Source organism: Burkholderia glumae LMG 2196 = ATCC 33617, from assembly GCF_000960995.1.
GTDB classification, from domain to species: domain Bacteria; phylum Pseudomonadota; class Gammaproteobacteria; order Burkholderiales; family Burkholderiaceae; genus Burkholderia; species Burkholderia glumae.
This window is the reverse complement of the sequence record NZ_CP009435.1, coordinates 2104592-2131588: the sequence shown is the minus strand read 5'-3', so window position 1 is coordinate 2131588 and position 26997 is coordinate 2104592. Positions and strand designations below refer to the sequence as shown.

Here is a 26997-nt window from a genome sequence, read left to right as displayed (position 1 = left end):
CGTGCCGAAACTGAATAAAGCAGCGACCGCTTCACGAGATCGAGAATCGTCCACGGATGAGATTTCGGCACTCGCCAGAGGGCTCGCGGTACTGCGCCGGATCGCGGCGGCGGACGCGCCGGTGAGCAACCGCGAGCTGACAGAATTGACAGGCATCCCCAAACCGACCGTCTCGCGCATCACCGCGACGCTGGTCAGCGCTGGTTTCCTGCTTCGGCTGCCCGACAGCGAGCGCTTCGTACTGACCGCCTCGGTGCTCGAACTGAGCAAAGGCTTCCTGCGCAACTTCGACATCCGCGCCCGCTCGCGGCCGTTCCTGAGCGAGTTGGCGGAGCGCACCTCGCTGTCGGTCCATCTCGCCGTGCGCGACCGGCTCGACATGGTCGCGATCGACGTGGTCCGGCCGCGCTCGGCCGTGCTCGTCACCCGGCTCGAGATCGGCTCGCGGATGGACATGGCGCGCACCGCCGTCGGCCGCGCCTACCTGGCGGCGCTCGACGAGGACGAGCGCGGCGAACTGCTCGCCGCGCTGCAGGCGGCCCACGGCGACGACTGGCCGCTCGTGGTGGCACGACTCAGCCCCGCCCTGGAGGATACGCTGCGCAACGGTTACGCGCTCGCCATCGGCGAATGGCGCGACGGGCTCAACGCGATCGCGGCCGGCTTCGTGGGCCCGTCGGGCCAGCGCTATGCCGTCAATTGCGGCGGCGCCGCCCAGCAGTATCCGGCCGAATGGCTGCTCGAGACTGCCGTGCCCGCCATCCAGGCCTGCATCGCCGACATCACGCGCGAGATCGGCGGCGAGATTCCGCCACGCCACGCCAAGCGAGCTGAGCGGGCCAGCCAGCCGCGCCCGGCCGGGCATCGCGCGACGGCGGCCCGGCCGGCAACACGGCGCGGCGGCAGCCGCTTGAGCACGCCGCATGCCCGGCCCTTGCCAGGTCGTCAGCGCCGCGTCAGCCTCGCGTCATCACGGCGTCACGCCGCGAAAACAAGCCGTTACCGCCGTAAACGGTCGAAAGAAAGTGCTCTGGACGATTGCCCGGCAGGCAACGTAGCATCATGCAACTTCGCGCGCGCCGCCGGCGCGCGGCGCTCTTTCCGCCCGAGGCGGCCCGCTGCGGCAGCGGGCTCGCGCGGCGCCTCCCTCGCCCGCTCACGTCAGCGTCAGCCAGATCGAACATGAATAACCCGGAACCGCAAACGCCTCGCTCCCCCGCCCCCGATCCTCAGGACCCGCCGCCGCGCAACCGCCGGCGGCCGGTGATGATCGGCGTGGCCGCCGTCGTCGTGGCCGGCGCGGCACTGCTCTGGTGGCAGCCGTGGCGCAAGCCCGCGCCGGGCGACGGCCAGGCCGCGGGCCAGGCGGGCGGCCGCCGCCACGGCGGGCCGGCCGAGTTCGCGAACCAGCCGCAGCCGGTGCAGGTCGCCACCGCCACGCGCGGCGAGATGCCGATCGTGCTGTCCGCGCTCGGCACCGTCACGCCGCTCGCCAACGTCACGGTCAAGACGCAGCTGTCCGGCTATCTGCAGTCGGTGAACTTCAGAGAAGGCCAGATGGTGAAGAAGGGCGACCTGCTGGCCCAGATCGATCCGCGCCCCTATCAGGTCGCGCTCGAAACCGCCGAAGGCGCGCTCGCGCGCGACCAGGCCCTGCTCGCCACCGCCCGCCTGGACCTGAAGCGCTACCAGACGCTGCTCTCGCAGGATTCGATCGCCCGGCAGACGGTCGACACCCAGGCCTCGCTCGTCAAGCAATACGAAGGCACCGTCAAGACCGACCAGGCCTCGATCGACTCGGCCAAGCTGAATCTGACCTATGCGCGCGTGACGGCCCCGGTCTCGGGGCGCGTCGGCCTGCGCCAGGTCGATGCGGGCAACTACGTGACGCCGGGCGACACCAACGGCATCGTGGTGATCACGCAGCTGCAGCCGATGAGCGTGATCTTCACCACCTCGGAAGACAACCTGCCGCCGATCCTCAAGCAGGTCAACGCCGGCCGGAAGCTGTCGGTCACGGCCTACAACCGCGACAACACGGTGCCGCTCGAGACGGGCTCGCTGGAAACCTTCGACAACCAGATCGACACCGCCACCGGCACCTTGAAGCTGCGCGCCACCTTCGCCAACCCGGACAACAAGCTGTTCCCGAACCAGTTCGTCAACACGCGGCTGCTGGTGGACACGCTGCACGACGCGGTGATCGTGCCGACCGCCGCGGTGCAGACCGGCTCGATCGGCCAGTTCGTCTACATCGTCAAGCCCGACGACACGGTCACGGTACGCAAGGTCAAGCCCGGCCCGGTCGACGGCGAGCGCACCAGCATCGCCCAGGGCGTGCAGGTGGGCGAGCGCGTCGTCACCGACGGCGTGGACCGGCTGCGCGAAGGCGCGAAGATCACCATCCCGGCCGACCATCCGGCCGGCGCATCGGGCGCCGCCGGCGCGGCGGCTGCCGGCGCCTCGGCGGCACACGCCGGCCGGCGCGCCGGCGGCAATCGCCATCACGGCGCGTCCCAATCCGCCGCGCAATGACGACGCCTGATCGATGAATCCGTCACGTCTTTTCATCCTCCGCCCGGTCGGCACCGCGCTGCTGATGGCGGCGATCATGCTGGCGGGCCTGCTCGCGCTGCGCTTCCTGCCGCTGGCCGCGCTGCCCGAGGTCGACTACCCGACCATCCAGGTGCAGACCTTCTACCCCGGCGCGAGCCCCGAGGTGATGACCTCCTCGGTCACCGCGCCGCTCGAGCGCCAGTTCGGGCAGATGCCCTCGCTCAACCAGATGTCGTCGCAAAGCTCGGCCGGCGCCTCGGTGATCACGCTGCAGTTCAGCCTCGATCTGCCGCTCGACATCGCCGAGCAGGAAGTGCAGGCGGCCATCAACGCGGCCGGCAACCTGCTGCCCTCGGACCTGCCCGCGCCGCCGATCTACGCGAAGGTGAATCCGGCCGACGCGCCGATCCTCACGCTCGCGATCACCTCGAAGACGCTGCCGCTCTCGCAGGTGCAGGACCTCACCGACACGCGCCTCGCGATGAAGATCTCGCAGGTCTCGGGCGTGGGGCTGGTGAGCCTGTCGGGCGGCAACCGGCCGGCGGTGCGGATCCAGGCCAATCCGCTCGCGCTCGCGCATTACGGGCTGAACCTCGATGACCTGCGCACCACCATCTCGAACCTCAACGTCAACACGCCGAAGGGCAACTTCGACGGCCCGACGCGCGCCTACACGATCAACGCCAACGACCAGCTGACCAGCGCCGACCAGTACGACAGCGCGGTGGTGGCCTACAAGAACGGCCGGCCGGTGATGCTGACCGACGTCGCGAAGGTGGTGGCGGGCACCGAGAACACCAAGCTCGGCGCCTGGGTCGACGCGGAGCCGGCGATCATCGTCAACGTGCAGCGCCAGCCCGGCGCGAACGTGATCCAGACCGTCGACAGCATCAAGGCGATCCTGCCGAAGCTGCAGGAGACGCTGCCGGCCGCGCTCGACGTGCAGATCGTCACCGATCGCACCACCATGATCCGCGCCGCGGTGCGCGACGTGCAGTTCGAGCTCGCGCTGTCGGTGGTGCTGGTGGTGCTGGTGATGTACCTGTTCCTCGCCAACGTCTATGCCACCATCATCCCTAGCCTGTCGGTGCCGCTCTCGCTGATCGGCACGCTGGCCGTGATGTACCTGGCCGGCTTCTCGCTGAACAACCTCTCGCTGATGGCGCTGACCATCGCCACCGGCTTCGTGGTGGACGATGCGATCGTGATGATCGAGAACGTCGCGCGCTACGTGGAGCAAGGCGACAGTCCGCTCGAGGCCGCGCTGAAGGGCTCGCGCCAGATCGGCTTCACCATCATCTCGCTGACGGTCTCGCTGATCGCGGTGCTGATCCCGCTGCTGTTCATGGGCGACGTGGTGGGCCGCCTGTTCCACGAATTCGCGATCACGCTGGCCGTGACCATCGTGATCTCGGCGGTGGTGTCGCTCACGCTGGTGCCGATGATGTGCGCGAAGCTGCTGCGCCATACGCCGCCCAAGGGCCAGCACCGCTTCGAGACGCGCGTGCACGCGGCGATCGACTACGTGATCGCGCGCTACGCCACCGCGCTGCGCTGGGTGCTCGACCGCCAGGCCGCCACGCTGGTGGTGGCGCTGCTCACGCTCGCGCTGACCGCGCTGCTCTACGTGTTCGTGCCGAAGGGCTTCTTCCCGGTGCAGGACACCGGCATGATCCAGGCCATCACGCAGGCGCCGCAGTCGGTCTCCTACGGCTCGATGGCCGAGCGCCAGCAGGCGCTGGCCGCGCGCATCCTGAAGAACCCGAACGTCGCCAGCCTGACCTCGTTCATCGGCGTGGACGGCTCGAACATCACGCTCAACAGCGGCCGCATGCTGATCAACCTGAAGCCGCGCGACGACCGCAGCGAATCGGCCACCGCGATCATCCGCGACCTGCAGCAGGAGGTGGCGGACCTGCCCGGCATCTCGCTCTACATGCAGCCGGTGCAGGATCTGACGATCGACTCGACGGTCAGCCCGACGCAGTACCAGTTCATGCTGACGAGCCCGAACCCCGACGACTTCGCCACCTGGGTGCCCAAGCTGGTGCGCCAGCTGCGGCACGAGCCGGCGCTGGCCGACGTGGCCACCGACCTGCAGGCGAGCGGCAAGTCGGTCTACGTCGAGATCGACCGCGCCACCGCGGCGCGCTTCGGCATCACGCCGGCCACCGTCGACAACGCGCTTTACGACGCGTTCGGCCAGCGCATCGTCTCGACCATCTTCACGCAGTCGAACCAATACCGCGTGATCCTCGAGGCCGAGCCGCAGATGCAGCACTACGTCGAATCGCTGAACAGCATCTACCTGCCGGCCGCGGGCGGCGGCCAGGTGCCGCTCTCGTCGATCGCGAAGTTTCACGAGCGCGCCGCCCCGCTGCTCGTCACCCACCTGGGCCAGTTCCCGGCCACCACGGTGTCGTTCAACCTCGCGCCGGGCGCCTCGCTCGGCGAGGGCGTGAAGGCGATCGTGTCGGCCGAGCAGGCGCTCGCGCTGCCGGCCTCGTTCCAGACCCGCTTCCAGGGCGCCGCGCTCGCCTTCCAGTCGTCGCTGTCGAACCAGCTGTTCCTGATCCTCGCGGCGGTGGTGACGATGTACATCGTGCTGGGCGTGCTCTACGAGAGCTACATCCATCCGATCACGATCCTCTCGACGCTGCCGTCGGCCGGCGTGGGCGCGCTGCTCGCGCTGATCATCACCGGCCACGACCTCGACATCATCGGCATCATCGGCATCGTGCTGCTGATCGGCATCGTCAAGAAGAACGCGATCATGATGATCGACTTCGCGCTCGAGGCCGAGCGCGTGGAAGGCAAGCCGCCGCGCGAGGCGATCTACCAGGCCTGCCTGCTGCGCTTCAGGCCGATCCTGATGACCACGCTCGCGGCGCTGCTCGGCGCGGTGCCGCTGATCGTCGGCTCGGGCGCCGGCTCCGAGCTGCGCCAGCCGCTCGGGATCGCGATCGCGGGCGGGCTGATCGTCTCGCAGGTGCTCACGCTGTTCACCACGCCGGTGATCTACCTCGGCTTCGATTCGCTCGCGCGCCGCGTGCGCCGCGCGTTCGAGCGTCGCCGGCCGGCCGCCGGCGACGACGCGCACGGCACGGGTGCGTAAGCCATGAACCTGTCGCGCCTGTTCATCCACCGCCCGATCGCGACCACCCTGCTCGCGCTCGGCATCGCGCTGTCGGGCCTGTTCGCGTTCGCGAAGCTGCCGGTCTCGCCGCTGCCGCAGGTCGATTTCCCGACCATCTCGGTGTCGGCCTCGCTGCCCGGCGCGAGCCCCGAGACCGTCGCCACCAGCGTGACGAGCCCGCTCGAGCGGCATCTCGGCTCGATCGCCGACGTCACCGAGATGACCTCGACGAGCTCGGTGGGCAGCGCGCGGATCATCCTGCAGTTCGGCCTGAACCGCGACATCGACGGCGCCGCGCGCGACGTGCAGGCCGCCATCAACGCGGCGCGCGCGGACCTGCCGGCCAGCCTCAAGAGCAATCCCACCTACAAGAAGGTCAACCCGGCGGATTCGCCGATCATGGTGCTGTCGGTGACCTCCGACACCGCCTCGCCCGCGCGGCTCTACGATGCGGCCTCCACGGTGCTGCAGCAGGCGCTCTCGCAGATCGACGGGATCGGCGAGGTGGACGTGTCGGGCTCGGCGAACCCGGCGGTGCGCGTCGAGCTCGAGCCGCAGGCGCTGTTCCATTACGGCATCGGCCTGGAGGACGTGCGCGCCGCGCTGGCCTCGGCCAACGCCAACAGCCCGAAGGGTGCCATCGAGTTCGGCCCGCAACGCTTTCAGCTCTATACCAACGATCAGGCCTCGAGCGCCGCGCAGTACCGCGACCTGGTGATCGCCTACCGCAACGGCGCGGCGGTGAGACTGTCGGACGTCGGCAGCGTGGTCGATTCGGTCGAGGACCTGCGCAACATCGGCCTGGCCAACGGCAAGCGCGCCGTGCTGGTGATCCTCTACCGCTCGCCGGGCGCCAACATCATCGACGCGGTGGACAGCGTCAAGGCCGCGCTGCCGCAACTGCAGGCCGGCATGCCGGCCGACGTCGACGTGACGCCGGTGCTCGACCGCTCGAAGACGATCCGCGCCTCGCTCACCGACACCGAGCACACGCTGCTGATCGCGGTGGGGCTGGTGGTGATGGTGGTGTTCCTGTTCCTGCGCAACTGGCGCGCCACGCTGATTCCGAGCGTGGCGGTGCCGATCTCGATCATCGGCACGTTCGGCGCGATGTACCTGCTCGGCTTCTCGATCGACAACCTCTCGCTGATGGCGCTGATCGTGGCCACCGGCTTCGTGGTGGACGACGCGATCGTGGTGCTGGAGAACATCGCGCGCCACATCGAGAACGGCAAGTCGCGCAGGCAGGCCGCGCTGGACGGCGCGCGCGAGGTCGGCTTCACGGTGCTGTCGATCAGCCTCTCGCTGGTGGCGGTGTTCCTGCCGATCCTCCTGATGAGCGGCATCATCGGGCGGCTGTTCCGCGAGTTCGCGCTGACGCTGTCGCTCGCGATCGGCGTGTCGCTGGTGGTCTCGCTCACGCTCACGCCGATGATGTGCGCGCGCCTGCTGCCCGAGGCCGACGCGCACCGCGAGGAAGGACGCCTCGCGCGCTGGCTCGAAGGCGGTTTCGTGCGGCTGCAGCGCGGCTACGACGCCTCGCTGCTGTGGGCGCTGCGCCACCCGCGCCTGATCCTGCTGTCGCTGGCGGCCACCGTCGCGCTGAACGTGCTGCTCTACGTGAAGGTGCCCAAGGGCTTCTTCCCGCAGCAGGACACCGGTCTGATGATCGGCGGAATCCAGGCCGACCAGTCCACCTCGTTCCAGGCCATGAAGGTGAAGTTCAGCGAGATGATGCGGATCGTGCAGTCCGATCCGAACGTGGCGAGCGTGGCCGGCTTCAGCGGCGGGCGCGCCACCAATGCCGGCTTCATGTTCGTCTCGCTCAAGGACAAGCCCGGGCGCAAGCAGTCGGCCGACCAGGTGATCGCCGAACTGCGCCCGAAGCTGGCGCGGGTGGCCGGCGCGCGCACCTTCCTGCAGGCCGCGCAGGACCTGCGGGTGGGCGGCCGCCAGTCCAACGCGCAGTACCAGTTCACGCTGTTCGGCGATTCGACGGCCGAACTCTATCGGTGGGGGCCGAAGCTGGCCGAGGCGCTGCAGCGCAGCCCGAAGCTCGCCGACGTGAACTCCGACCAGCAGCAGGGCGGCCTGGAGGCGATGGTCACGATCGACCGCGCGACCGCCGCGCGCCTCGGCATCCAGCCCGCCCAGATCGACAACACGCTCTACGACGCGTTCGGCCAGCGCCAGGTATCGACCATCTACAACCCGCTGAACCAGTATCACGTGGTGATGGAGGTCGCGCCGAAGTACTGGCAAGACCCGCAGATGCTCAAGCAGTTGTACGTCAGCACCTCGGGCGGCGCCGCCAAAGGCTCGCAGACCACCAACGCCGCGGCCGGCACCTTCGTGGCCGCGAGCGCCGGCACGGGCGCGGCCGGCACCAGCGCGACCAGCGCGGCGGCGATCGCCAGCGACTCGGCGCGCAACGCGGCGCTGAACGCGATCGCCGCGAGCGGCAAGTCGAGCGCGTCGTCGGGCGCGGCCGTCTCGACCTCGATGTCGACCATGATCCCGCTCTCGGCGATCGCCTCGTTCGGGCCGAGCAACACGCCGCTGTCGGTCAGCCATCAGGGATTGTTCGTGGCCACCACCATCTCGTTCAACCTGCCGCCCGGCGTGGCGCTGTCCGACGCGACCGAGGTGATCTACCGGACCATGGCCGAGCTCGGCATGCCGCCCACCATCACCGGCAGCTTCCAGGGCACCGCGCAGGCCTTCGAGAAGGCGCTGCAGGACCAGCTGCTGCTGATCGCGGCGGCCATCGCGGCGATCTACATCGTGCTCGGCATGCTCTACGAGAGCTACATCCACCCGGTGACGATCCTCTCGACCCTGCCCTCGGCCGGCGTCGGCGCGCTGCTCGGGCTGCTGCTGTTCAGGACCGAGTTCGGCATCATCGGGCTGATCGGCGTGATCCTGCTGATCGGCATCGTCAAGAAGAACGCGATCATGATGGTGGACTTCGCGATCGACGCCTCGCGCCACGGCAAATCCTCGTTCGACGCGATCCACGAAGCCTGCCGCCTGCGCTTCCGGCCGATCATGATGACCACCATGGCCGCGCTGCTCGGCGCACTGCCGCTCGCGTTCGGGCACGGCGACGGCGCCGAGCTGCGCGCGCCGCTCGGCATCGCGATCGTCGGCGGGCTGATCGTCTCGCAGGTGCTCACGCTCTACACCACGCCGGTCGTCTATCTCTACATGGACCGGCTCCGGGTGGCGGCCGAGCGGCGCCGCGCACGCCGCACGCCGCCGCGGCCGGCCGGCGCGAGCGAGTGACGGCCGCGCGCGGGCGCGGCGCCGGACGCCGTCGGCACGCCCCGCCCGCGCCCGTTCTTGTTTCGCGTCGCCCCGAGACGCCGATGGCGGCCGCCCGCATTGCCGTCGGCATTCTGTAAGATATCGATCGACCCGCTGCGGCCCGTGTCGCGGCGCTCCCCCGGGCGTCGCACCCGGCCGGTCGGCCGAAGGCCGCCGGCGCGCCTGCGAAGGGCCGCCAATTCGGCATACACTGTTGGGCCGTGCGTCGCCCGGCGCGGCTGGCCCCGACGCGACGTTATCGAAGGAGCGGTTTCATGTCGATGAAGATTCTGCTGATCGGCGCGACCGGCCGAACCGGCCGCGCGCTCGCGGACCTGCTGCTCGAGCAGCGGGATTTCGAACTGACGGCGCTGGTGCGCAGGCCCGGCTTCGCGCTGCCGCGTACCAGGATGGTGGTGGCCGACCTGAACGACGATTTCTCGGCCGCGTTCGACGGCGTCACCCACGCGATCTACGCGGCCGGCTCGGCCGAGGCCGACGGCGCGCCGCAGGAGCGCGCGATCGACCGCGACGCGGTCGGGCGCGCGGCCGCTTATGCCAAGGCGCGCAACGTGCAGAAGCTGGTGGTGATCAGTTCGCTGACGGCCTACGAGCCGGAGCACGGCCCCGAGGCACTCGTCCACTATTCGCGGATGAAGCGCGAAGGCGACGAACGCGTGATCGCGTCGGGCATCGATTACGTGATCCTGCGGCCGGGCACCCTGTCGGACGCGCCCGGCGTCGGCAAGATCGCACTGACCGACCGCTGGCAGGAGGGCGCCACGCCGGTGGCGCGGCAGGACGTGGCCTGGGCCGCCGTGGAGGCGATCAAGCTCGGCATCTCGCGCAAGACGCTCGGCTTCGTCGGCGGCGGCATCCCGATCGAGCAGGCGCTGCGGACCTGAGCCGGGCGACGGTGCCGGCGCATCGCATGACCGGGACCGCCCTGGCCGCCCTGCCCCGCCCCCAGGCCCGCGGGCGCGCAGCGGCGGCCCTACTGCGCCTTGTGGGCAGCCGCCCACGCCTTGACGGCGTTCAGCGTGTTCTCGACGTGCTTGTCCGGCGCCATGCTGGTGTATTCGTAGATCACCTTGCCTTCGGGCGAGATCACGTAGGAAACGCGGTTCGCGCGGTCCACGGCCGGCAGCTTCGCATCGTATTCGCGGATGATCTTCGCGTCCGGGTCGGCGGCGACCGGGAACTTGCTGCGACACTCGCTGACCGAGAACTTCGTCAGCGTGCCGATGTTGTCGGCCGACACGCCGATCACGGAGGCGCCGTAACGCTTGTACTCGTCCACCGCGTCGGCGAACGCGTGCGCCTCGATCGTGCAGCCGGTGGTGAAGGCGGCCGGATAGAAGTACAGCACGACCGGGCCCTTCTTCAGCTCGCTGGCAAGCGAATACGAATAGGTCTTGCCGCCCAGCGACGCCTGGGTTGTAAACTCGGGCGCCGCATCGCCGGCCTTCAGCACCGCCTGCGCGGCGAGTGCATGCATCGCGAGCGCCGCGACGGCGAGGGTCGACACTATTTTCCGCTTCATTTCGTTCCTCGTTTTCAATAAAGTCCCAAATGATCCCGAATCCGCACCGTTCGCCTGTCGAACAATCTGGCGAGCCAGCGTGGCGGCTTGCATACCAATCCCACACCACTCGCTAAAGAATCATGGCCGATAGCCGTTATTGCAACCGAACCAACGGTTCCAGCCTCACCAGCCAGCGAGAAACATGGAAGCCTACAGGAACACGTCGCCCCGCAAGAGTGCATGGCACGGCGCCCTCCGCGCGCTGCGCCGACTCGCGTGGTCCGGCGGCGCATTGATGCCTGCCCGCGCGAGTGCCCCACGCGACGACGACTCCGTCCGACACTGGTTCGAACAGACCGTCGGCGCCGTCGATTTTCTCGCCCACGTCGACCGCGACCTGCGGTTTCTTTACGTCTCCGAGGCCAGCCTGCGCTTCATCGGCTATCACCGCGACTATCTGCGGACGCTGACGCTGCGCGACCTGATCCCCGAGCAGGATACCGCGACGCTCGAGGCATTGCTCGCACGCGCGAACCAGACCGGCCATGTCGAAAAGGCCACGGTCTGCATCGTCAAGTCGCTGACCTATCCGCTCGACGTCGAGCTGCGCGCGGTGCGCAGCCGCCACGCGGGCGTGGACGGCTTCGCGATCGCCGCGTTCGACGTCTCGGCATGGCGCGCGCTGGAGGCGCGCCTGACCTACGAGATGCACCACGACCCGATGACCGGGCTGGACAACCTGTCGGCGCTGATCCCGGGGCTGATGGAGGCGCAGCGCGAGGCCGACGAGGACGGCAGTTGCGCGGCGCTGCTGCTGCTCGACCTCGACGACTACCAGCGCATCAACCGCGGGCTCGGCTACGACGCCGGCGACGTGCTGCTGCGCGACACCGCCCAGCGGCTGCGCTCGGTGATCGCCGGCCACGAGCGCCTCGCGCGCGTGGCCAGCGACAAGTTCGCGATCGTGTTCGGCGCGCCCGACGCGCGGCAGGCGCGCGAGCAGGCGCAGACGCTGGCGCGCCGGCTGCAGGCGGCGATCCAGCCGCCCTACCGCTACGACGGCCAGTCGGTCCACCTGTCGGCCAGCATCGGCATCGCGCTCTACCCCGACGAGCGCCCCGGCAGCCAGCGCGCGCAGAACCACAGCCCGCTGCTGCGCCGCGCCGATCACGCGCTGTCGCAGGCCAAGGCGCTCGGCGGCAACACGCTGGCGTTCCACCAGACCGCGGCCGACCCCGCCGACGGCGAGCGCCTCAAGCTAGAGGCCGACCTCTACGACGGCGTGCGCAACGGCGAATTCTCGCTGCACTTCCAGCCGATCACCGAAAGCCGCAGCGGCGCGGTGGCCGGCGTCGAGGCGCTGATCCGCTGGCACCATCCGGTGCACGGCATGGTGCCGCCCACCACCTTCATCCCGCTCGCCGAGTCGATCGGGCTGATCCACTATCTGGGCAACTGGGTGCTGAAGGCCGCCTGCATGCAGATCGTGCAGTGGGACGAGCAGGGCATCACGCTCGAATACGTGGCCGTCAACGTCTCGCCGCAGCAGTTCCGCGATCCGCGCTTCGTGCAGGGCGTGCGCGAGGCGATCGCGCTGACCGGCATCAGCCCGCAGCGGATCGTGCTCGAGATCACCGAGAGCCTGCTGATGCACGACCCGGTCGGGGCGAAGGCGCTGCTCGAGGAGGTGGCCGCGCTGGGCATTCGCTTTGCCGTCGATGACTTCGGCACCGGTTACTCGAGCCTTGCTTATTTGCAACGGTTTCCGCTCGCCCGGCTCAAGATAGATCGCAGTTTCGTCGAAAACCTGTTGACGTCTCGCAACGATCGCGCGATCGTGTCGGCCGTCGTCGGACTTGCGCAGACGCTCGATCTCGAACTCGTCGCCGAAGGCGTCGAAACCGAGGCCCAGCGCGCCTTGCTGACCGAAATGGGTTGCGGCCATATCCAGGGTTGGCTGGTCTGCCGCGCACTGCCGTCCGACGAACTCGCCCAACGTTTCGAGGCTCGCGAGCTTCGCGTGCGCGAACCGGCCTGACGGCCGCGACCGAGCCATAACCGTATGACGACATTCACCGAACACCTGCCGCAAGCAGCGCTGCTCGACAAGCTGTGGACCCGCATGAGCGAGCGCGGCGACTTTCCGATGCTGTCGGATTCGCTGCGCGCGACGATGGCCGCGATCGACAGCGACAATCTCGATTTCACGGCGCTGGTCGGCGTGGTGCTGTCGGACTTCGCGCTGACCCAGAAGGTGATCCGGCTCGCGAACTCGGCGATGTACATCGCGTTCGGCGGCAACATCACCACCGTGACCCGCGCCCTGATGGTGCTGGGCATGGACGCGGTCGGCCATCTGGTGGTCGGCCTCAAGCTCGTCGACCATTTCCACCAGAGCAACTCGCAGCGCATCGAAGCGAAGCTCGAACTGAACCGCGCGCTGCTCTCGGGCTGCGTGGCGCGCCGCCTGACCGAGGATGCCGATCTGCGCGCCGGCGAGGAAGCCACCGTCTGCACGCTGATGCGCCAGGTCGGCAAGCTGCTGGTGGCGTTCTACCTCGACGTCGAATGGGATGCGATCCGCCAGCGCGCGGCCGAGCTCGGCGTCGACGAGGCCTCGGCCTGCGCCGAGGTGCTCGGCGTGGGCTTCGACGAGATCGGCCGCGAAGCCGCCACGCGCTGGCGGCTGCCCGACACGATCCGCACCAGCATCGCCCCGTTCGATCCGCACGAGGAACCCGAGGGCCAGGGCGACCCGGACGCGCGCATCGACCGCGCCGATCACGAGCGGCGCCAGTGGCTGCGCGCCGTCAGCGACTGCTCGACCGAGGTGGCGGCCGTGATGACGGCGCCCGGCCTCACCACGGTGCAGCGCGATGCGCGCCTGGCCGCGCTCGCGCAGCGCTTCACGCCGACGCTCGACATCGACGCGGACGCGCTGGTGGCGATCACGCGCGACCTCGCGCACGACGAGACCAGCGACACCGTGCTGCGCGAGATCGTCGCCCTGCGCGCCAACGCGGCCGCGCTCGAGCGCGCCGCGGCCGAGCCGCAGGCGACGCTCGACACGGGGCTGGCCGACCTGCGCGCGCTGCCGTCCGAGAATCAGCAGGAGCCGGTGCTCGCGCTCGCCTCCGAGAGCGTGCTGGCCAGCCTCGCGCTGAGCCGCACGGTGATGTTCGTGCGCGGCGAGGACGGCACCTTCGCCGCGAAGCTCGGCTTCGGCCACGGCGTCGAGGCCGCGCTCGGCCGGATGCGCTTTCACGAGACCTTCGAGCCCGACGTGTTCCATCTGGCGATCTCGAACTCGGTGGGCATCTTCATCGAGGACGCGCACGAGCCGAAGATGCTGCGGCGGCTGCCGGGCTGGTATCGCGACACGCTGCACCAGGTCCACGGCTTCGTGCTGCTGCCGGTGCGCACCGGCGAGCGCTGCGTGGCGCTGCTCTACGGCGACTGGTCCGGCGCGCAGCCGACCCGGCGCATCTCGCATCGCGACATGGCCACGCTGAACCACATCGGCGCCGAGCTCGGCCGCTTCTTCGCGAAGTCCGACGCGGGCACGGCCTGAGCGCCGGGCCCGGCGCCCCTCGCCCGGACCGTTGCCCGGGCCGGTCGAACGCCGCGAAAAAAAGCCGGCGCCCCCCCTTGCCCGGGAAGCGCCGGCCCGGCCGCCTTGGCGCGGCCGCCGGGCGAGCCTGGCGGCCGCCCGCGCCCGCGGCCCGCTTACTTCAGCACCACCGGCACGCTGAAATACTTCTTCGCGATTGCGTCGATCGTACCGTCCGCCTTCAGCTCCTTGAGCGCCTGGTTGAGCGCGGCGCGCAGCGCCGTGTCGTTCTTGCGCAGGCCGTAGCCGACGCCCGAGCCGAGGATCTCGGCGTCCACCACCTGCGGGCCGGCGAACGCGAACCCGGCTGCCTGCGGCTTCGACAGGAAGCCCTTGGCGGCCGCCTCCGAATCCTGGAAGGTCGCGTCGAGCCGGCCCGACTGCAGGTCGGCGTAGGCCAGATCCTGGGTCTGGTAGGGCACCACCTCGACGCCGGCCGGCGCCCAGCGCGCCTTCGCGTAGGCCTCCTGGATCGTGCCCTGCAGCACGCCCACCCGCTTGCCCTTTAGCGAGGCCGGCGTCGGCAGCAGGCCGCTGCCCTTCTTCGCGATCAGCTGGTTCGGGATCGAGTAGATCGGATCGGTGAACGCGATCGCGTGCAGGCGCTGCGGCGTGATCGTCATGTCGGAGTTGATCGCGTCGAACTTGCGCGCCTGCAGCGCCGGGATCAGGCCGTCGAAGTCGTTCTCCACCCACACGCACGGCACCTTCAGCTTCGCGCAGACCGCATTGCCGACGTCGACGTCGAAACCGGCGAGCTTGCCGTCGGGCGTCTTGTATTCGAACGGCGCATACGACGCCTCGACGCCGAAACGGATCTGCTTGAGCTCGGCCGCGTGCGCGCCCGACAGGAAGGACACCGCGGCGGCCGTCGCCACCGCGCATGCGGCCATCTTTCGCCAGTTCAACTTCATTGGAATGCTCTCCTCGCTCTTTCTTCAGGAAGGGTGCTACGACAACCGGATCACACGCGCCTCGTGGGCACGCCGTCCGGACCAAACGCGCGGGCGGCGCATGCCGCCGCGAGGGCGCGATTGTACCGCCATGCGCGCCCGATCCCGAACCCGGCGCCGCGCGCGATATCGGCCCGGCGCCGCACCGGGCGGCCGGCTCGGCCCGCGCGGCGGCTCGCGGCAAGTCCTCAGCCAAGGGCCGCGAGCGTGGCCGCGGTGGTCTCGACCACCATCAGCCCGGCGCGCAGGCCCGGCTTGACCGACGGATTCGGAAACACGATGCGCTCCTCGTCGCGCGACACCAAGTAGCGGTAATCACCGTCGCGCGCGAGCAGCGTGCCGCGCGAGAACGACGTGAAATTCGGCACGTCGGGCGCGACGAGCAGCTCGAAGGCCTCGCTCTGCTTGGTGATCTGGCCGATCACGGTGAAGATGCGCGGCAGCGGCGCGGCGGCGGCGCGCCCGCCGCCGGCCTCGGACCCGGCACCGGCAATCAGCCGCCGCAGCGCGGCGTCGGCGCCCGCGAAACGCGTCAGGTCGTTCTGCCCGAACGGCCGCACCTTGCCCAGCTCGAGCGTGCAGGCGAGCGCCCCGCAGGCGCTGGCCGTGAACTGCGAGTAGGTGTTGCCGCGCTCGGTGTGCAGCAGCACGGCGGGAATCCGCGCCGCGCCGCACCAGTCGAGCAGCGCGCGCGACGGCGCCTCGCCCGTGTGCGGCAGCAGCGCGAACTGCTCGAAGGCCGAGGCGCGGATCGCGGTATGCAGGTCCAGATGCCAGCGCGCGCCGTGCCGCTCGGGCGCCGCCGCGAAGAAATCGACCGCGGCCGCCTCGAGCCGGGCCGCGCGCGGCGCGTCCCGGCTGCCGGCGCGCGCGGCGTGGCGGCCATTGAACAGCCGGTTCAGGTCGTCGTCGAGATAGCGCGTGCCGGCACGCATCGCCGCCGGATGGCCGAGCACGACCAGCAGCCGGCAGGCGAGCGGCAGCGCGCCGCGCGCGAGGTCGCGCACGATCGCCGACAGCAGCTCGATCGGCGCCGTTTCGTCGCCGTGCACGCCGGCCGAGATCAGCACGGCGGCCGGGGCCGCCCCGCCCGCCCCGGCCGGCCGCGCCGGGGCCAGCTCGAGCAGCCCCGCGCCGAGCCAGGCGTAGCGCACCGCGCCGTCCGCGCAGACGCCCTCGGCCGCAGCCGGCACGTCGTCCGCGAGCACCGTGGCGAGGAAATCGTCGAGCCAGGCGGGCACACCGCCGCGATCAGCGCTGGAAGTCATAGAGCGAGCCCAGCTGCAGGATCTGCGTCAGTTCGTCGAGCGCGGTGCGCGATTCGTCGAGCAGGGCCGGATCGGCCAGGTCGGTCGGCGCGAGCCGGTCGCGATAGTGCCGCTCGATCCAGGCGTCGAGCGAGCCGAACAGCGCGTCGTCGATCCAGACCTTGGGCCGCACCGCGGCACGCTCGGCATCGTTCAGCACCACGCGCAGGCGCAGGCAGGCCGGGCCGCCGCCGTTCTTCATGCTCTCGCGCAGGTCGAACACCAGCACCTCGTCGATCGGCCCCTGGCCGGCCGCGAGCGCGTCGAGGTAGCGCGCGACGCGCTCGTTCTCGCGGCACTCCTGCGGCACCACCAGCACCTGCGCGCCGTCGGCGCGCGTCAGCAGCTGGCTGTTGAACAGGTAGGAGCCGACCGCGTCGGCCACGCTGAGCGCCGCGTCGGGCACCTCGAGCAGCTTCAGCTGCGCGCCGCGCGCGCCGAGCGCGTCGCGCAGCGCATCGTAGACGGCCTGCGGCTCGGCGAACGCGAGCTCGTGGCAGAACAGCGTGTCGCGATTGCCGACCGCGATCACGTCGTTGTGGAACACGCCCGCGTCGATCACCTCGGGGTTCTGCTGCGCGTAGACGGTCGCCGCCTCGGCCAGCCCGTGGCGCTGCGCGACGGCGCGGCTCGCCTCGAAGGTCTGGCGCGCCGGGAAGCGCTTCGGCTCCGGCCCGCGCCGGTATTCGCTGCGGCCGTAGACGAACAACTCCACGCCGGGGGCGCCATACGCGGCGCAAAACCGCGTGTGGTTGGCCGCGCCCTCGTCGCCGAGCGCCGGCGTGCCGGGCAGCGCGTCGTGGACCACGAAGCGCGCCTCGTCGGCGAAGATCGTCGACAGGGTGCGGCGCGTCGCCTCGTGTTCGATCGCGCGATGCAGCTTGCTGCACAGGTTGGCCGGCGTGAAATGGACCCGGCCGTCGCCGGTGTCGGCCGACGGGCTCACGGTGGCCGCGTTGGCCGTCCACATCGCCGAGGCCGAGCTGGCGGCGGCCAGCAGCTCGGGCGCCCGCCGCGCGGCGCTGGCGATCACGTCGGCGTCCTTGCCGGAGAAGCCGAGCTCGCGCAGCAGGCGCAGCGACGGCCGCTCCTGCGGCGGCAGCACGCCCTGCGCGAAGCCGAGGTCGGCCAGCTGCTTCATCTTGCGCAGGCCCTGCCTGGCGGCCGCCTTCGGGTTGGCGGCCGACTTCTCGTTGTTCAGCGACGCGACGTTGCCGAACGACAGCCCCGCGTAGTTGTGGGTCGGGCCCACCAGCCCGTCGAAATTCGCCTCGATGGCATGTGCCGTTGTGTTCATGGTCGCATCCGCTCAGAAATGAAGGCCAGGCGAGAGGCTCGCCGGCATCTGCAGTCGTTCGCTCTCGACCGAGGCCATCGGGTACGCGCAGTAGTCCGCCGCGTAATAGGCGCTCGGCCGGTGGTTGCCCGAGCGGCCGGTGCCGCCGAACGGCGCGGCCGACGAGGCGCCGTTGGTGGGCCGGTTCCAGTTCACGATGCCGGCGCGCACGCCGCGGCTGAACTGCTCCCAGGCGCGCGCGTCGTCGGACAGCAGGCCCGCCGACAGGCCGTAGGCGGTGTCGTTGGCGCGCTCGATCGCCTCGTCGAGCGTGCGGTAGCGGATCACCTGCGCGAGCGGGCCGAAATGCTCGACGTCGGGCAGCTCGCGCACCGCGCTCACGTCGAGGATCGCCGCGTTGACGAAGCCGAGCCGCGCATCGCGCTGCGTCATCGCGACGAGCGGCGTCGCGCCGGCCGCCAGCAGCGCGTCCTGGGCCGCCACCAGCCGCGCCGCCGCGCGCGCCGAGATCACCGCGCCCATGAACGGCTGCGGGTCGGCATCGAAGTGCCCGGCCGTGATGGCGGCCGTCACCTCGGTGAAGCGCGCGAGGAACCGCTCGCCGTGCGCGCCCTCGGGCACGAAGATGCGGCGCGCGCAGGTGCAGCGCTGCCCGGCCGACAGGAAGGCCGACTGGATCGTGTGATGGACGGCCGCGTCGAGGTCGGCCAGCTCGCCGATCACGAGCGGATTGTTGCCGCCCATTTCGAGCGCGAGCACGATCTCGGGCCGCCCGCCGAACTGGCGGTGCAGCAGCGTGCCGGTGTCGGAGCTGCCGGTGAAGAACAGCCCGTCGATCTGACGGTGATTGGCCAGCGCGACGCCGGTGTCCTTCTCGCCCTGCACGAGGTTCAGCACGCCGGGCGGCAGCCCGGCGTCGCACCAGGCCTGCACGGTGGCGCGCGCGACGCCGGGCGCGAGTTCGGAGGGCTTGAACACCACCGCGTTGCCGGCGATCAGCGCCGGCACGATGTGCCCGTTCGGCAGGTGGCCCGGGAAGTTGTACGGGCCGAACACGGCCACCACGCCGTGCGGGCGGTGCCGCAGCACGGCCGTGCCGTCGGCCAGCGGCGCGCGCTTCTCGCCGGTGCGCTCGTGATACGCCTGGATCGAGATGTCGACCTTGGCGGCCATCGCCGCGACCTCGGTGCGCGCTTCCCAGAGCGGCTTGCCGGTCTCGCGGCCGATCGCGGCGGCGAGCGCCTCGCTGCGCTCGCCGAGCAGCGCGGCGAAGCGCTTGACGATCGCCACGCGTGCCTCGAGCCCGAGCGCGGACCAGGCCGGGAACGCGCGGCGCGCGCTCGACACGGCGCGCTCGACGTCGGCGGCCGAGGCGCTCGCGCCGCGCCAGACCACCTCGTCGGTGCCGGGGTTGCGCGAGACGAATTCGGGGCCGTTGCCGGCGAGCCAGTCGCCGTCGATGAAGAGTTCGGACATGGCGTTATCTCGGTTGTGACTTGAGCGCATAGACGCGCGCCGGCTCGCCCGCGCGCAGGCCGAGCGCGGCGGCGTCGGCGGCCGACAGCACGAAGCGGCCGTCGGCGAGCGCGCCCGGCGCCGCGCCGACGCGGAAATCGGCCAGCGAGGTGTTCGACACCAGCGCGCGCGGGCCGCCCTCGGCCGCCTCGGGCACGCCGATCTCGATCGGCACCAGCACGCTGTCGCGCACCGTGCGCAGATCGCCCACATGGCATTCGAGCACCGGGCCGGCGTCGAAGATGTCGACGTGGTTCTGGTAGCGCAGCCCCTCGGCCTCGAGCATGCGGCGCGCGGGCAGCGTATCGCGATGGGTGAGCCCGATGCAGTCCTGGGCGTCCTGCGGCAGCAGGTCGACATAGACGGGAAAGCGCGGCATCAGCTCGGCCAGGAACGACTTGCGGCCGTGCGAGCTGAGATAGTCGGCCGCGTTGAAGTCGATCTGGTAGAAGTGCGAGCCGACCGCGCGCCAGAACGGCGAGCTGCCCTGTTCGTCGAAATGGCCGCGCAGCTCGGCGCAGATCCGCTCGGGAAAGCGTTCGCGGAACTGCGCGATGAACATGAAGCGCGAGCGCGACAGCAGCCCGCCCACGCCGGCGGTGCGGTAGCGCGGGCTCAGGAACAGCGAGCAGACCTCGGCGTAGCCGGTCAGGTCGTGCGAGATGTTGAGCAGCGACATGCGGGTCCAGACGCCGAGATCCTGGCTCGCATGGACCACCGTGCTGACGCGGTAGTTGTAGAACGGCTGGGCCAGCCCGACCTCGGTCTCGATCCCGCACACGCCGGCGATGTCGCCGCTGGCGGTGTCCTCCATCACGAAGAAGTAGCCGGCCTCGGCCGGCGCCGCGCTGCCGTCGAGCGTGCGGCGCGCGCGCTCGACGCGCGCGGCCAGCGCGTCGCGATCGGGCTTGAAGGTGGTCAGGCCGGGGCCGGTTTCCTGGGCGAGTGCGACGAGCGCGTCGACGTCGCCCGTGCGCACGACTCGAACGACGATCATCGCGATGCTCCTGACAGGGCTTGGGCGGGGGCGTCGGCTTCCTCGCGCCGGTGCAGCGGCACGCAGTAGACCGTGTCGCCGTCCACCACGCCGAGCGCCGCGCGCGCGGCGGCGTCGAGCGGCGCGAGCTCGCCGCGGTTCAGGCCGGCCGCATCGGGCAGGTCGGCCAGCACGCAGCGGAACGCGTCGCCGGCGCCGGCCGACACCAGGTGCGTGGCGCCCCCGCCGTGCGTGCCGTGCGCCGCATCGGCCGCGCGCACCGTGCGCGAGCTGCCGTGCGTGACGCAGGCGGTGCGGTCGATCTGCGCCGTCAGCACCGGGCCGGCGTCGAAGATGTCGACGTAGCGGTCCGGCTCGAAGCCTTCCTCGAGATGGATGTCGTAGGCGAGCAGGCCGTTCCGGTTCGGCTCGCCGAGCACGCGCTGGGCGGCCTCAGGCAGCAGCGGCACGTACACCGGATAGACCGGCATCACCTCGGCGATGAAGGTGCGGCTGCGCCCGCCCGACTCGACCTCGATGTCGGCGAAGTCGCGCCGGAAGAACTTGCGGCCCACCGCCTCCCAGAACGGCGAGGCGCCGTGCTCGTCGGTCACGCCGAGCAGCAGCGAGAACACCTCGGGCGTGAAGCGGCGGCGGTTCGCGGCGATGTACATCATGCGCGCGCGCGACACCAGGTGCGCGGCCGCGTCGCCGCGCAGCGCCGGATCGACGTAGAAGCCGGCCAGCCGGCTCTTGCCGGTCAGTTCGTGCGACATGGTCAGCGCGTGGATCCTGCGGTTCACGTGCAGCTCGCGCGAGGCGTGGATCAGCGCGTCGTTGCGAAACGCGTAGAACGGCTCCGAATAGCCGGCCGCGGCGACGATGCTCGCGGTGCCGAGCAGGCGGCCCGTCTCGCTGTCCTCGAGCACGAACAGGTAGAACTCCTCGCCGGGAAAATCGGCGTCGGCGCGGAACGAGTCCTCCGACAGCGCGACGCGCGCCTCGAGCGCACGGCGGTCGTGCGGCAGCGAATGCAGCACGGGCCGTGCGGTCCGGGCCATTTGCGCCAGCGCATCGAGATCGGCAAGCCTGCCGGGGCGTACAAATAGCATCGTCGTTTCCTCGCACGCGGGGGCGTCAGCGCGCGGCGCCGGCCGCCTGTTCGACCGCGCGCGAGAATCGCGCGAGGCCCTCGTCGAGCACGTCGTGCGGGATCACCAGCGACGGCGCGAAACGCAGCACGTCGGGGCCGGCGATCAGCATGATCACGCCATGTTCGGCCGCCGCGTTGACGAAGTCCTTGGCACGCCCGGCGTGGGCCGCGTTCAGCTCGGCACCGATCAGGAGGCCCTTGCCGCGAATCTCGCGGAACAGGTCGAAACGTTCGTTGAGCGCGGCGAGGGTGGCGCGGATCCGCTCGCCGCGCACCGTCACGCCCGCCAGCAGCGCGGGATCGCTGACCAGCTCGACCACCTTGTCGGCGATCGCGGTGCCGAGCGGATTGCCGCCATAGGTGGTGCCGTGCACGCCCACCTTGAAGTGTGCCGCGTAGGCCTCGGTGGTCAGCATCGCGCCGATCGGAAAGCCGTTGCCGAGCGCCTTCGCGGTGGTCAGCACGTCGGGCGTCACGCCGCAATCCATGTACGCGTAGAAATGGCCGGTACGGCCCACGCCGGTCTGCACCTCGTCGAAGATCAGCAGCGCGCCGTGCGCGTCGCAGGCCTCGCGCAATGCCTTCAGGAACGCGGGATCGGCCGGCAGCACGCCGCCCTCGCCCTGGATCGGCTCGACGATCACCGCGCAGGTGCGCGGGCCGATCACCGCCTTGGCGGCCGCGATGTCGTTGTACGGCAGATGGAGGATGCCGTCCGGCTTCGGCCCGAAGCCGTCCGAATACTTCGGCTGGCCACCCACGCTGACCGTGAAAAACGTGCGGCCGTGGAACGACTGCGCGAACGAGACGATCTCGTACTTGTCGGCGCCGAAGCGCTCGAACGCCACCCGGCGCGCGAGCTTCAGCGCCGCCTCGTTGGCCTCGGCGCCCGAGTTCGCGAAGAACGCGCGATCGGCGAAGGTCAGCGCCTCCAGGCGCCTGGCGAGCCGCAGCACCGGCTCGTTGGTGTAGCCGTTGCCGATGTGCCAGAGCTTGCGGCCCTGCTCGTCGAGCACCTTGAGCAGCTCGGGATGGCCATGGCCGAGCGCCGTCACCGCGATGCCGCCGGCGAAATCGACGTAGTCCCTGCCGTCGGTGTCCCACACGCGCGAGCCTTCGCCGCGGTCGGGCACGAACGGGGCCGGCGAGAACACCGGCACCATCACGTCGTCGAAAGTCTGTCGGGTCACGTCCGGGCGAGTCATCGCGCCTCCTTCGGTCAGAAATCACAGGGTTCAGTGTAGGCAAGCGGCCGGCCAGCGTCTTGCGCAATTGCGACGGGTTCTGTCGGCAAGGCCGGCGGCCTGGGCGCGGGTCCGGCGCGCGGGCCCGCCGGGGACAAGCACGAAGCGTGCCGCATCAGCCGTCGCCGCGCTCCACCAGCGCGCCCGCGCGCGGCTCGCTCGCCGCGCCGTGCTGCTTCTCGAGCCAGGCGCGGCGATCCTCGCGCGGCGTCACGCCGAAGCGCTCGCGGTAGGCGTTCGAGAAATGCGCGGCCGACGAGAAGCCGCTCGCGAGGCTGACCTGCACCACCGACTTGCTGGTGCGCTGCAATTGCGTGCGCGCCTTCAGCAGCCGCAGGTTCAGGTAGTACTTCGACGGCATGGCGCCGAGATACTGGCGGAACAGCCGTTCGAGCTGGCGCCGCGAGATGCCCACCAGCGCGGCGATCTCGTCGGTGGTGAGCGGGTCCTCGACGTTCGCCTCCATCAGCTGCAGCGCGTCGTTCAGGCGCGGATGACGCTCGCCCGGCGCCGTCACGAACGGAATCCGCTGGCGCGCCTCGCCGCTGCGCGGCGTGCCGCAGCCGAGCGCGTCGGCGATCCGCTCGGGCAGCGCGGGGCCGTGGTCGCGGCCGATCATCGCCAGCATGAAGTCGAGGCTGGCCTGGCCGCCCGCGCAGGTGGCGCGATCGCGGTCGATCTCGAAGATCTGCTGCGTGACGATGATGCGCTCGAACTGCTCGGCGAACTGCTGGTAGGTTTCCCAGTTCACGGCCACCCGGTAGCCCGCCAGCTGCCCCGCCATCGCGAGCCACCAGACGCCGTGATGGATGCCGGTGACGAGCGGCGTGCGCTGGCCCACGCGCGCGAGGCTCGCGAGGAACAGCCGATAGTCGGCGAATTGCTGGAATCGTTCGCTGATCACGATCAACCAGTCGCAGGCGACGGCGTCGTTGAACGCCGCGTCGGCGGCCCACGACGCGCCGCCCGCGAGCGGCACCGGCCGCCCGTCCCACGAGCAGACCTGCCAGCGGTACAGCGCGCGGCCGTCGATCTCGTTGGCGAGCGCGAGCGCATCGACGATCGGGCCGACGCCCGACATCGACACCGGCGGCAGCGCGACGATCGCGACCTGCGTGGCGCGCGCCGCGCCGCCCGTGCGGCCGGTGGTGGCGGCCATGCGCGAGGCGCCCCTACTTGAGGCTGCCGGACAGGAACTGCCTGAGGCGCTCGCTGTTCGGCCGCGACAGCACCTCGGCGGGATGTCCCTCCTCCTCGGTGCGGCCCTGGTGCAGGAACATCACGTGGTTCGAGACGTTGCGCGCGAAGCCCATCTCGTGCGTGACCACGATCATGGTGCGGCCTTCCTCGGCCAGCTTCTGCATCACCTTCAGCACCTCGCCCACCAGCTCCGGGTCGAGCGCCGAGGTCGGCTCGTCGAACAGCATCACGTCCGGGTGCATCGCCAGCGCGCGCGCGATCGCCACGCGCTGCTGCTGGCCGCCCGACAGATGCGACGGATACTGCTTCTCGACGCGCGGCGGCAGCCCCACCTTCTCCAGGTACTCGCGCGCGCGCGCCTCCGCCTCGCGCGTGGACAGGCCAAGCACGTGCACCGGCGCCTCGATCACGTTCTCGAGCACCGTCATGTGCGACCAGAGATTGAAGTGCTGGAACACCATCGCGAGCTTGGTGCGGATGCGCTGCAGCTGCCGGTGGTCGGCCACGTCGAGCGCGCCGAGCCGGTCGGCGCGGGTGCGGACCTCCTCGCCGTCCACCACGATCCGGCCCGCGTTGGGTTTCTCGAGGAAATTGATACAGCGCAGGAAGGTGCTCTTGCCGGAGCCGCTCGCGCCGATGATGCTGATCACGTCGCCCGCGCGCGCGTCGAGCGACACGCCCTTGAGCACTTCGTTGTCGCCGTAGCGCTTGTGAATGTCGTGCGCCGCGAGCTTGCTGACGGCGTTCGGCTGCGTGGTCTCTGCCAACTGGCCTCTCCGGAAATGAAGGCGATTCAATGACGGCCGGCCGCGAGATACGCGAGCCAATGGCGCTCGGCCCGGCGAAACGCCGCGACGAGTGCGAACGATACCGCAAGATAGAGCAGCGCGGCCACGCCGAACGACTGGAATGCCAGGTAGGTGGCCGAATTCGCGTCGCGCGCGACCTTCAGGATGTCGGGCACGGTGGCCGTGAACGCCACCGTGGTGGCGTGCAGCATCAGGATCACCTCGTTGCTGTAGAGCGGCAGCGCGCGGCGCAGTGCCGAGGGCAGGATCACGCGCCGGTACAGGGTCCAGCCGCCCATGCCGTAGGCGCGCGCCGCCTCGACCTCGCCGTGCGCCGTGGCGCGGATCGCGCCGGCGAAGATCTCGGTGGTATAGGCGCAGGTGTTCAGCGCGAAGGCCAGCACCGTACAGTGATACCCGCTGCGGAAGAACGCGTCGAGCAGCGAGTGCGAGCGCACGACCTCGAGGCTGTAGAGGCCGGTGTAGATCAGCAGCAGTTGCACGTAGAGCGGCGTGCCGCGAAACACGTAGGTGTAGAGCCGCACCGGCACGCACAGCCAGCGCCTGCGCGAGACGCGCGCCACCGCGAGCGGCACCGCGCAGACGAAGCCGATGCCGATCGACGCCGCCAGCAGCCACAGCGTGACCACGAGGCCCGAGAAACGCTGGCCGTCGTGGTAGAGGAACGCACGGCCGAATTCCTGCAGGATCTCGATCATAGTTCCGCGTGCCTCACGCCGAGCGAGTAGCGCCGCTCCAGCTGCCGCAGCACCAGGTTGGAAAGCGTCGTGATCGCCAGATAGACCAGCGCCGCGACGAGGATGAAGAAAAACATCTTGAAGGTGCTCTTGCCCGCGTCCTGCGCGGCCTTCACGACGTCGGCGAGGCCAATGATGGAGACCAGCGCCGTGGCCTTCACGAGCACCTGCCAGTTGTTGCCGATGCCGGGCAGCGCGAAGCGCATCATCTGCGGGAACAGGATGCGCGTAAACACGCGCATCCCGCTCATGCCGTAGGCCGCGCCCGCCTCGAGCTGGCCGCGCGGCACCGACAGGAACGCGCCGCGAAACGTCTCGGTGAAGTAGGCGCCGTAGATGAAGCCGAGCGTCAGCACGCCGGCCACGAACGGGTCGATGTCGATCTGGTCCCAGCCGAGCAGGTCGGTGATCTGGTTCAGCCAGATCTGGATGCTGTAGAACAGCAGCAGCATCAGCACCAGGTCCGGCACCGAGCGGATCAGCGTGGTGTAGGCCGTGGCGAGCGCGCGCAGCACGCGGTGAGTCGACAGCTTCGCGACCGCGCCGGCCAGGCCGAGCGCGACCGCCGCGGCGAGCGAGAGCACCGACAGCTCGATGGTCTGCACGGTGCCCGCCCAGATGAGGGGGCCGAATCCGTATAGGAACACGCGTGTCTCCGGGTGGACGGTGGCGGGTCGGGGCGGCGGCTTCTTCTCGGGAAGCGGCCAGGGGATGCGGCGGATGGTGGCTCGCGAAAAAAACCGGCTCAAACGGGGCCGGGTCCGATTGCTGCGACGCAGCAGCGACATGCCCGCACCCGGCAGAGGCGGGATTCGCCCGAGATGGCGGGGCTCGCGGGCGGCCCGGGCGGCGCGCCCGCGCGGGCCCCGCCGCCGCGGCCCGCGCGTTTTTGCAGGTTTCGGGTCGCTTTTTCGATAGCGCGCTTCACCGCCGGCGGCGCCCGGACTCGACGGCCGCGCTCAAGTCCGCGTTGCGAAGGCGGCCGGTGGGCCCGGCCGCGCCGATGCCGGGCGGCCTGGCCGAGCGGTCAGGCAGGCACGCGGCGCATGGCCGCCCGCACCGTGCGGGCGACGCGCCCTACCGCCCCGCCTCCGCGTCCGACCGCGAGGTGGTCGCCACCAGCCCGTCCGGCCCGAAGTGGATGTTGAAGAACGCGTCCTGGTTGACGCCGTTCTCGCGCCAGCGCCAGCTCCAGACCGTCTCCTGCTTGAGCGGATAGCGCGCCACCTCGGTCGGCTTGCCGAGCAGTTGGCGCACCTCGTCCTGCGTCATGCCGGGCCGGATCATCGCGAAGGTCTCGGCCGTCAGCACCTGGGTCGCGCCGAGATAGAGCCCGTTGCGGTCGATGTCGACCATGTAGGTCTCGTCGCCCATCGGGCCGCGCGGATACTCGAGGCGCCGCGAGCCGTCGATCGCCTGCCGTTCGGTCTCGGGCGCGCCGAGCCGCGAGCGCACCTCGGCCTCGGTCGACACGCCCGGTTTCAGCTCCTTGAGCAGCAGCGGCGTGGGCTGGATCGCGCGAAACAATTCCTTGAGCCGATGCACGACGTCCTCGGATTGGCGGCTGTCGCAGCCGCCGAGCAGACAGGCCGCGGCGACCGCCGTGGCCACCAGCCACGGCCGCGCCGGCCGGATAACGAACTCCATCATCGATCGGGGGGTGCGCCGTCGGG

19 protein-coding genes and 1 pseudogene are annotated in these 26997 nt (G+C 70.5%); 7 read left to right on the top strand and 13 right to left on the bottom strand.

The annotated features are described in order from the left end of the window. Position 1: 1 nt before the first annotated feature. The 5 genes and pseudogenes from KS03_RS22230 to KS03_RS22210 all read left to right on the top strand — a co-directional run. A pseudogene (locus KS03_RS22230) lies at positions 2 to 802 on the top strand (IclR family transcriptional regulator); the annotation flags it as partial. 380 nt (positions 803 to 1182) lie between these two features. Further along, complete coding sequence (locus KS03_RS22225) at positions 1183 to 2535, top strand: MdtA/MuxA family multidrug efflux RND transporter periplasmic adaptor subunit (protein ID WP_012735085.1); 1353 nt, start codon at positions 1183 to 1185, stop codon at positions 2533 to 2535. Positions 2536 to 2548: 13 nt separating this feature from the next. Further along, positions 2549 to 5671 (top strand): MdtB/MuxB family multidrug efflux RND transporter permease subunit, encoded by a 3123-nt coding sequence (locus tag KS03_RS22220; protein WP_012735084.1) that lies wholly within the window; start codon positions 2549 to 2551, stop codon positions 5669 to 5671. A 3-nt stretch (positions 5672 to 5674) separates the two neighbouring features. Continuing rightward, positions 5675 to 8977 carry an efflux RND transporter permease subunit gene (locus tag KS03_RS22215; RefSeq protein ID WP_012735083.1) on the top strand — a complete coding sequence of 1101 codons (3303 nt, stop codon included), beginning with the start codon at positions 5675 to 5677 and terminating at the stop codon, positions 8975 to 8977. Between the two features lie 296 nt (positions 8978 to 9273). Further along, a complete protein-coding gene (locus tag KS03_RS22210) occupies positions 9274 to 9903 on the top strand; it encodes an SDR family oxidoreductase (RefSeq protein ID WP_012735082.1) in 630 nt (209 codons plus the stop codon). An 89-nt stretch (positions 9904 to 9992) separates the two neighbouring features. Here KS03_RS22210 and KS03_RS22205 read toward each other — a convergent pair whose 3' ends face one another. Beyond that, complete coding sequence (locus KS03_RS22205) at positions 9993 to 10541, bottom strand: peroxiredoxin (protein WP_012735081.1); 549 nt, start codon at positions 10539 to 10541, stop codon at positions 9993 to 9995. A 277-nt stretch (positions 10542 to 10818) separates the two neighbouring features. Between KS03_RS22205 and cdpA the strand changes: the two genes are divergently transcribed. Both cdpA and KS03_RS22195 read left to right on the top strand, forming a co-directional pair. Further along, entirely contained in the window at positions 10819 to 12561 is a 1743-nt protein-coding gene (gene cdpA / locus KS03_RS22200) for a cyclic di-GMP phosphodiesterase CdpA (RefSeq protein ID WP_194290229.1), read from the top strand. A gap of 24 nt (positions 12562 to 12585) precedes the next feature. After that, a complete protein-coding gene (locus KS03_RS22195; protein WP_012735079.1) occupies positions 12586 to 14094 on the top strand; it encodes an HDOD domain-containing protein in 1509 nt (502 codons plus the stop codon). 155 nt (positions 14095 to 14249) lie between these two features. Here KS03_RS22195 and KS03_RS22190 read toward each other — a convergent pair whose 3' ends face one another. From KS03_RS22190 to bamE, 12 genes are all read right to left on the bottom strand, one after another. Beyond that, on the bottom strand, positions 14250 to 15047 hold the full coding sequence (locus KS03_RS22190; protein ID WP_012735078.1) for an ABC transporter substrate-binding protein: 798 nt from the start codon (positions 15045 to 15047) through the stop codon (positions 14250 to 14252). Positions 15048 to 15274: 227 nt separating this feature from the next. Further along, positions 15275 to 16354 carry a succinylglutamate desuccinylase gene (astE, locus tag KS03_RS22185; RefSeq protein ID WP_012735077.1) on the bottom strand — a complete coding sequence of 360 codons (1080 nt, stop codon included), beginning with the start codon at positions 16352 to 16354 and terminating at the stop codon, positions 15275 to 15277. Next, positions 16338 to 17690 carry an N-succinylarginine dihydrolase gene (astB, locus tag KS03_RS22180; RefSeq protein ID WP_012735076.1) on the bottom strand — a complete coding sequence of 451 codons (1353 nt, stop codon included), beginning with the start codon at positions 17688 to 17690 and terminating at the stop codon, positions 16338 to 16340. Before astB ends, astE begins: the two co-directional genes overlap by 17 nt. A 12-nt stretch (positions 17691 to 17702) precedes the next feature. Then, complete coding sequence (gene astD / locus KS03_RS22175; protein ID WP_012735075.1) at positions 17703 to 19166, bottom strand: succinylglutamate-semialdehyde dehydrogenase; 1464 nt, start codon at positions 19164 to 19166, stop codon at positions 17703 to 17705. Positions 19167 to 19170: 4 nt separating this feature from the next. Continuing rightward, positions 19171 to 20202, bottom strand: coding sequence for an arginine N-succinyltransferase (astA, locus tag KS03_RS22170; RefSeq protein WP_012735074.1), 1032 nt, complete (start codon positions 20200 to 20202; stop codon positions 19171 to 19173). Then, the gene (gene aruF, locus KS03_RS22165; protein ID WP_012735073.1) at positions 20199 to 21293 is read right to left on the bottom strand and encodes an arginine/ornithine succinyltransferase subunit alpha; all 1095 of its coding nucleotides are present in this window, start codon (positions 21291 to 21293) and stop codon (positions 20199 to 20201) included. The genes astA and aruF overlap by 4 nt, the downstream gene beginning before the upstream one ends. Before the next feature lie 25 nt (positions 21294 to 21318). After that, complete coding sequence (locus KS03_RS22160; protein WP_012735072.1) at positions 21319 to 22539, bottom strand: aspartate aminotransferase family protein; 1221 nt, start codon at positions 22537 to 22539, stop codon at positions 21319 to 21321. 154 nt (positions 22540 to 22693) lie between these two features. Beyond that, on the bottom strand, positions 22694 to 23737 hold the full coding sequence (locus tag KS03_RS22155; protein WP_012735071.1) for a GlxA family transcriptional regulator: 1044 nt from the start codon (positions 23735 to 23737) through the stop codon (positions 22694 to 22696). Between the two features lie 13 nt (positions 23738 to 23750). Then, positions 23751 to 24545, bottom strand: coding sequence for an ABC transporter ATP-binding protein (locus tag KS03_RS22150; protein WP_012735070.1), 795 nt, complete (start codon positions 24543 to 24545; stop codon positions 23751 to 23753). 26 nt (positions 24546 to 24571) lie between these two features. Next, entirely contained in the window at positions 24572 to 25285 is a 714-nt protein-coding gene (locus KS03_RS22145; RefSeq protein ID WP_012735069.1) for an ABC transporter permease, read from the bottom strand. Further along, positions 25282 to 25971: an ABC transporter permease gene (locus KS03_RS22140; RefSeq protein ID WP_012735068.1), complete on the bottom strand. Its 690-nt coding sequence runs from the start codon at positions 25969 to 25971 to the stop codon at positions 25282 to 25284. Before KS03_RS22140 ends, KS03_RS22145 begins: the two co-directional genes overlap by 4 nt. A gap of 430 nt (positions 25972 to 26401) precedes the next feature. Next, positions 26402 to 26974 carry an outer membrane protein assembly factor BamE domain-containing protein gene (gene bamE, locus KS03_RS22130; RefSeq protein WP_043307101.1) on the bottom strand — a complete coding sequence of 191 codons (573 nt, stop codon included), beginning with the start codon at positions 26972 to 26974 and terminating at the stop codon, positions 26402 to 26404. Positions 26975 to 26997 lie beyond the last annotated feature (23 nt).

Coding starts and splice junctions, on each gene's coding strand:
- KS03_RS22225 (WP_012735085.1), top strand. CDS start 1,183: ATGAATAACCCGGAACCGCAAACGCCTCGCTCCCCCGCCCCCGATCCT.
- KS03_RS22220 (WP_012735084.1), top strand. CDS start 2,549: ATGAATCCGTCACGTCTTTTCATCCTCCGCCCGGTCGGCACCGCGCTG.
- KS03_RS22215 (WP_012735083.1), top strand. CDS start 5,675: ATGAACCTGTCGCGCCTGTTCATCCACCGCCCGATCGCGACCACCCTG.
- KS03_RS22210 (WP_012735082.1), top strand. CDS start 9,274: ATGTCGATGAAGATTCTGCTGATCGGCGCGACCGGCCGAACCGGCCGC.
- KS03_RS22205 (WP_012735081.1), bottom strand. CDS start 10,541: ATGAAGCGGAAAATAGTGTCGACCCTCGCCGTCGCGGCGCTCGCGATG.
- cdpA (WP_194290229.1), top strand. CDS start 10,819: ATGCCTGCCCGCGCGAGTGCCCCACGCGACGACGACTCCGTCCGACAC.
- KS03_RS22195 (WP_012735079.1), top strand. CDS start 12,586: ATGACGACATTCACCGAACACCTGCCGCAAGCAGCGCTGCTCGACAAG.
- KS03_RS22190 (WP_012735078.1), bottom strand. CDS start 15,047: ATGAAGTTGAACTGGCGAAAGATGGCCGCATGCGCGGTGGCGACGGCC.
- astE (WP_012735077.1), bottom strand. CDS start 16,354: ATGACTTCCAGCGCTGATCGCGGCGGTGTGCCCGCCTGGCTCGACGAT.
- astB (WP_012735076.1), bottom strand. CDS start 17,690: ATGAACACAACGGCACATGCCATCGAGGCGAATTTCGACGGGCTGGTG.
- astD (WP_012735075.1), bottom strand. CDS start 19,166: ATGTCCGAACTCTTCATCGACGGCGACTGGCTCGCCGGCAACGGCCCC.
- astA (WP_012735074.1), bottom strand. CDS start 20,202: ATGATCGTCGTTCGAGTCGTGCGCACGGGCGACGTCGACGCGCTCGTC.
- aruF (WP_012735073.1), bottom strand. CDS start 21,293: ATGCTATTTGTACGCCCCGGCAGGCTTGCCGATCTCGATGCGCTGGCG.
- KS03_RS22160 (WP_012735072.1), bottom strand. CDS start 22,539: ATGACTCGCCCGGACGTGACCCGACAGACTTTCGACGACGTGATGGTG.
- KS03_RS22155 (WP_012735071.1), bottom strand. CDS start 23,737: ATGGCCGCCACCACCGGCCGCACGGGCGGCGCGGCGCGCGCCACGCAG.
- KS03_RS22145 (WP_012735069.1), bottom strand. CDS start 25,285: ATGATCGAGATCCTGCAGGAATTCGGCCGTGCGTTCCTCTACCACGAC.
- bamE (WP_043307101.1), bottom strand. CDS start 26,974: ATGATGGAGTTCGTTATCCGGCCGGCGCGGCCGTGGCTGGTGGCCACG.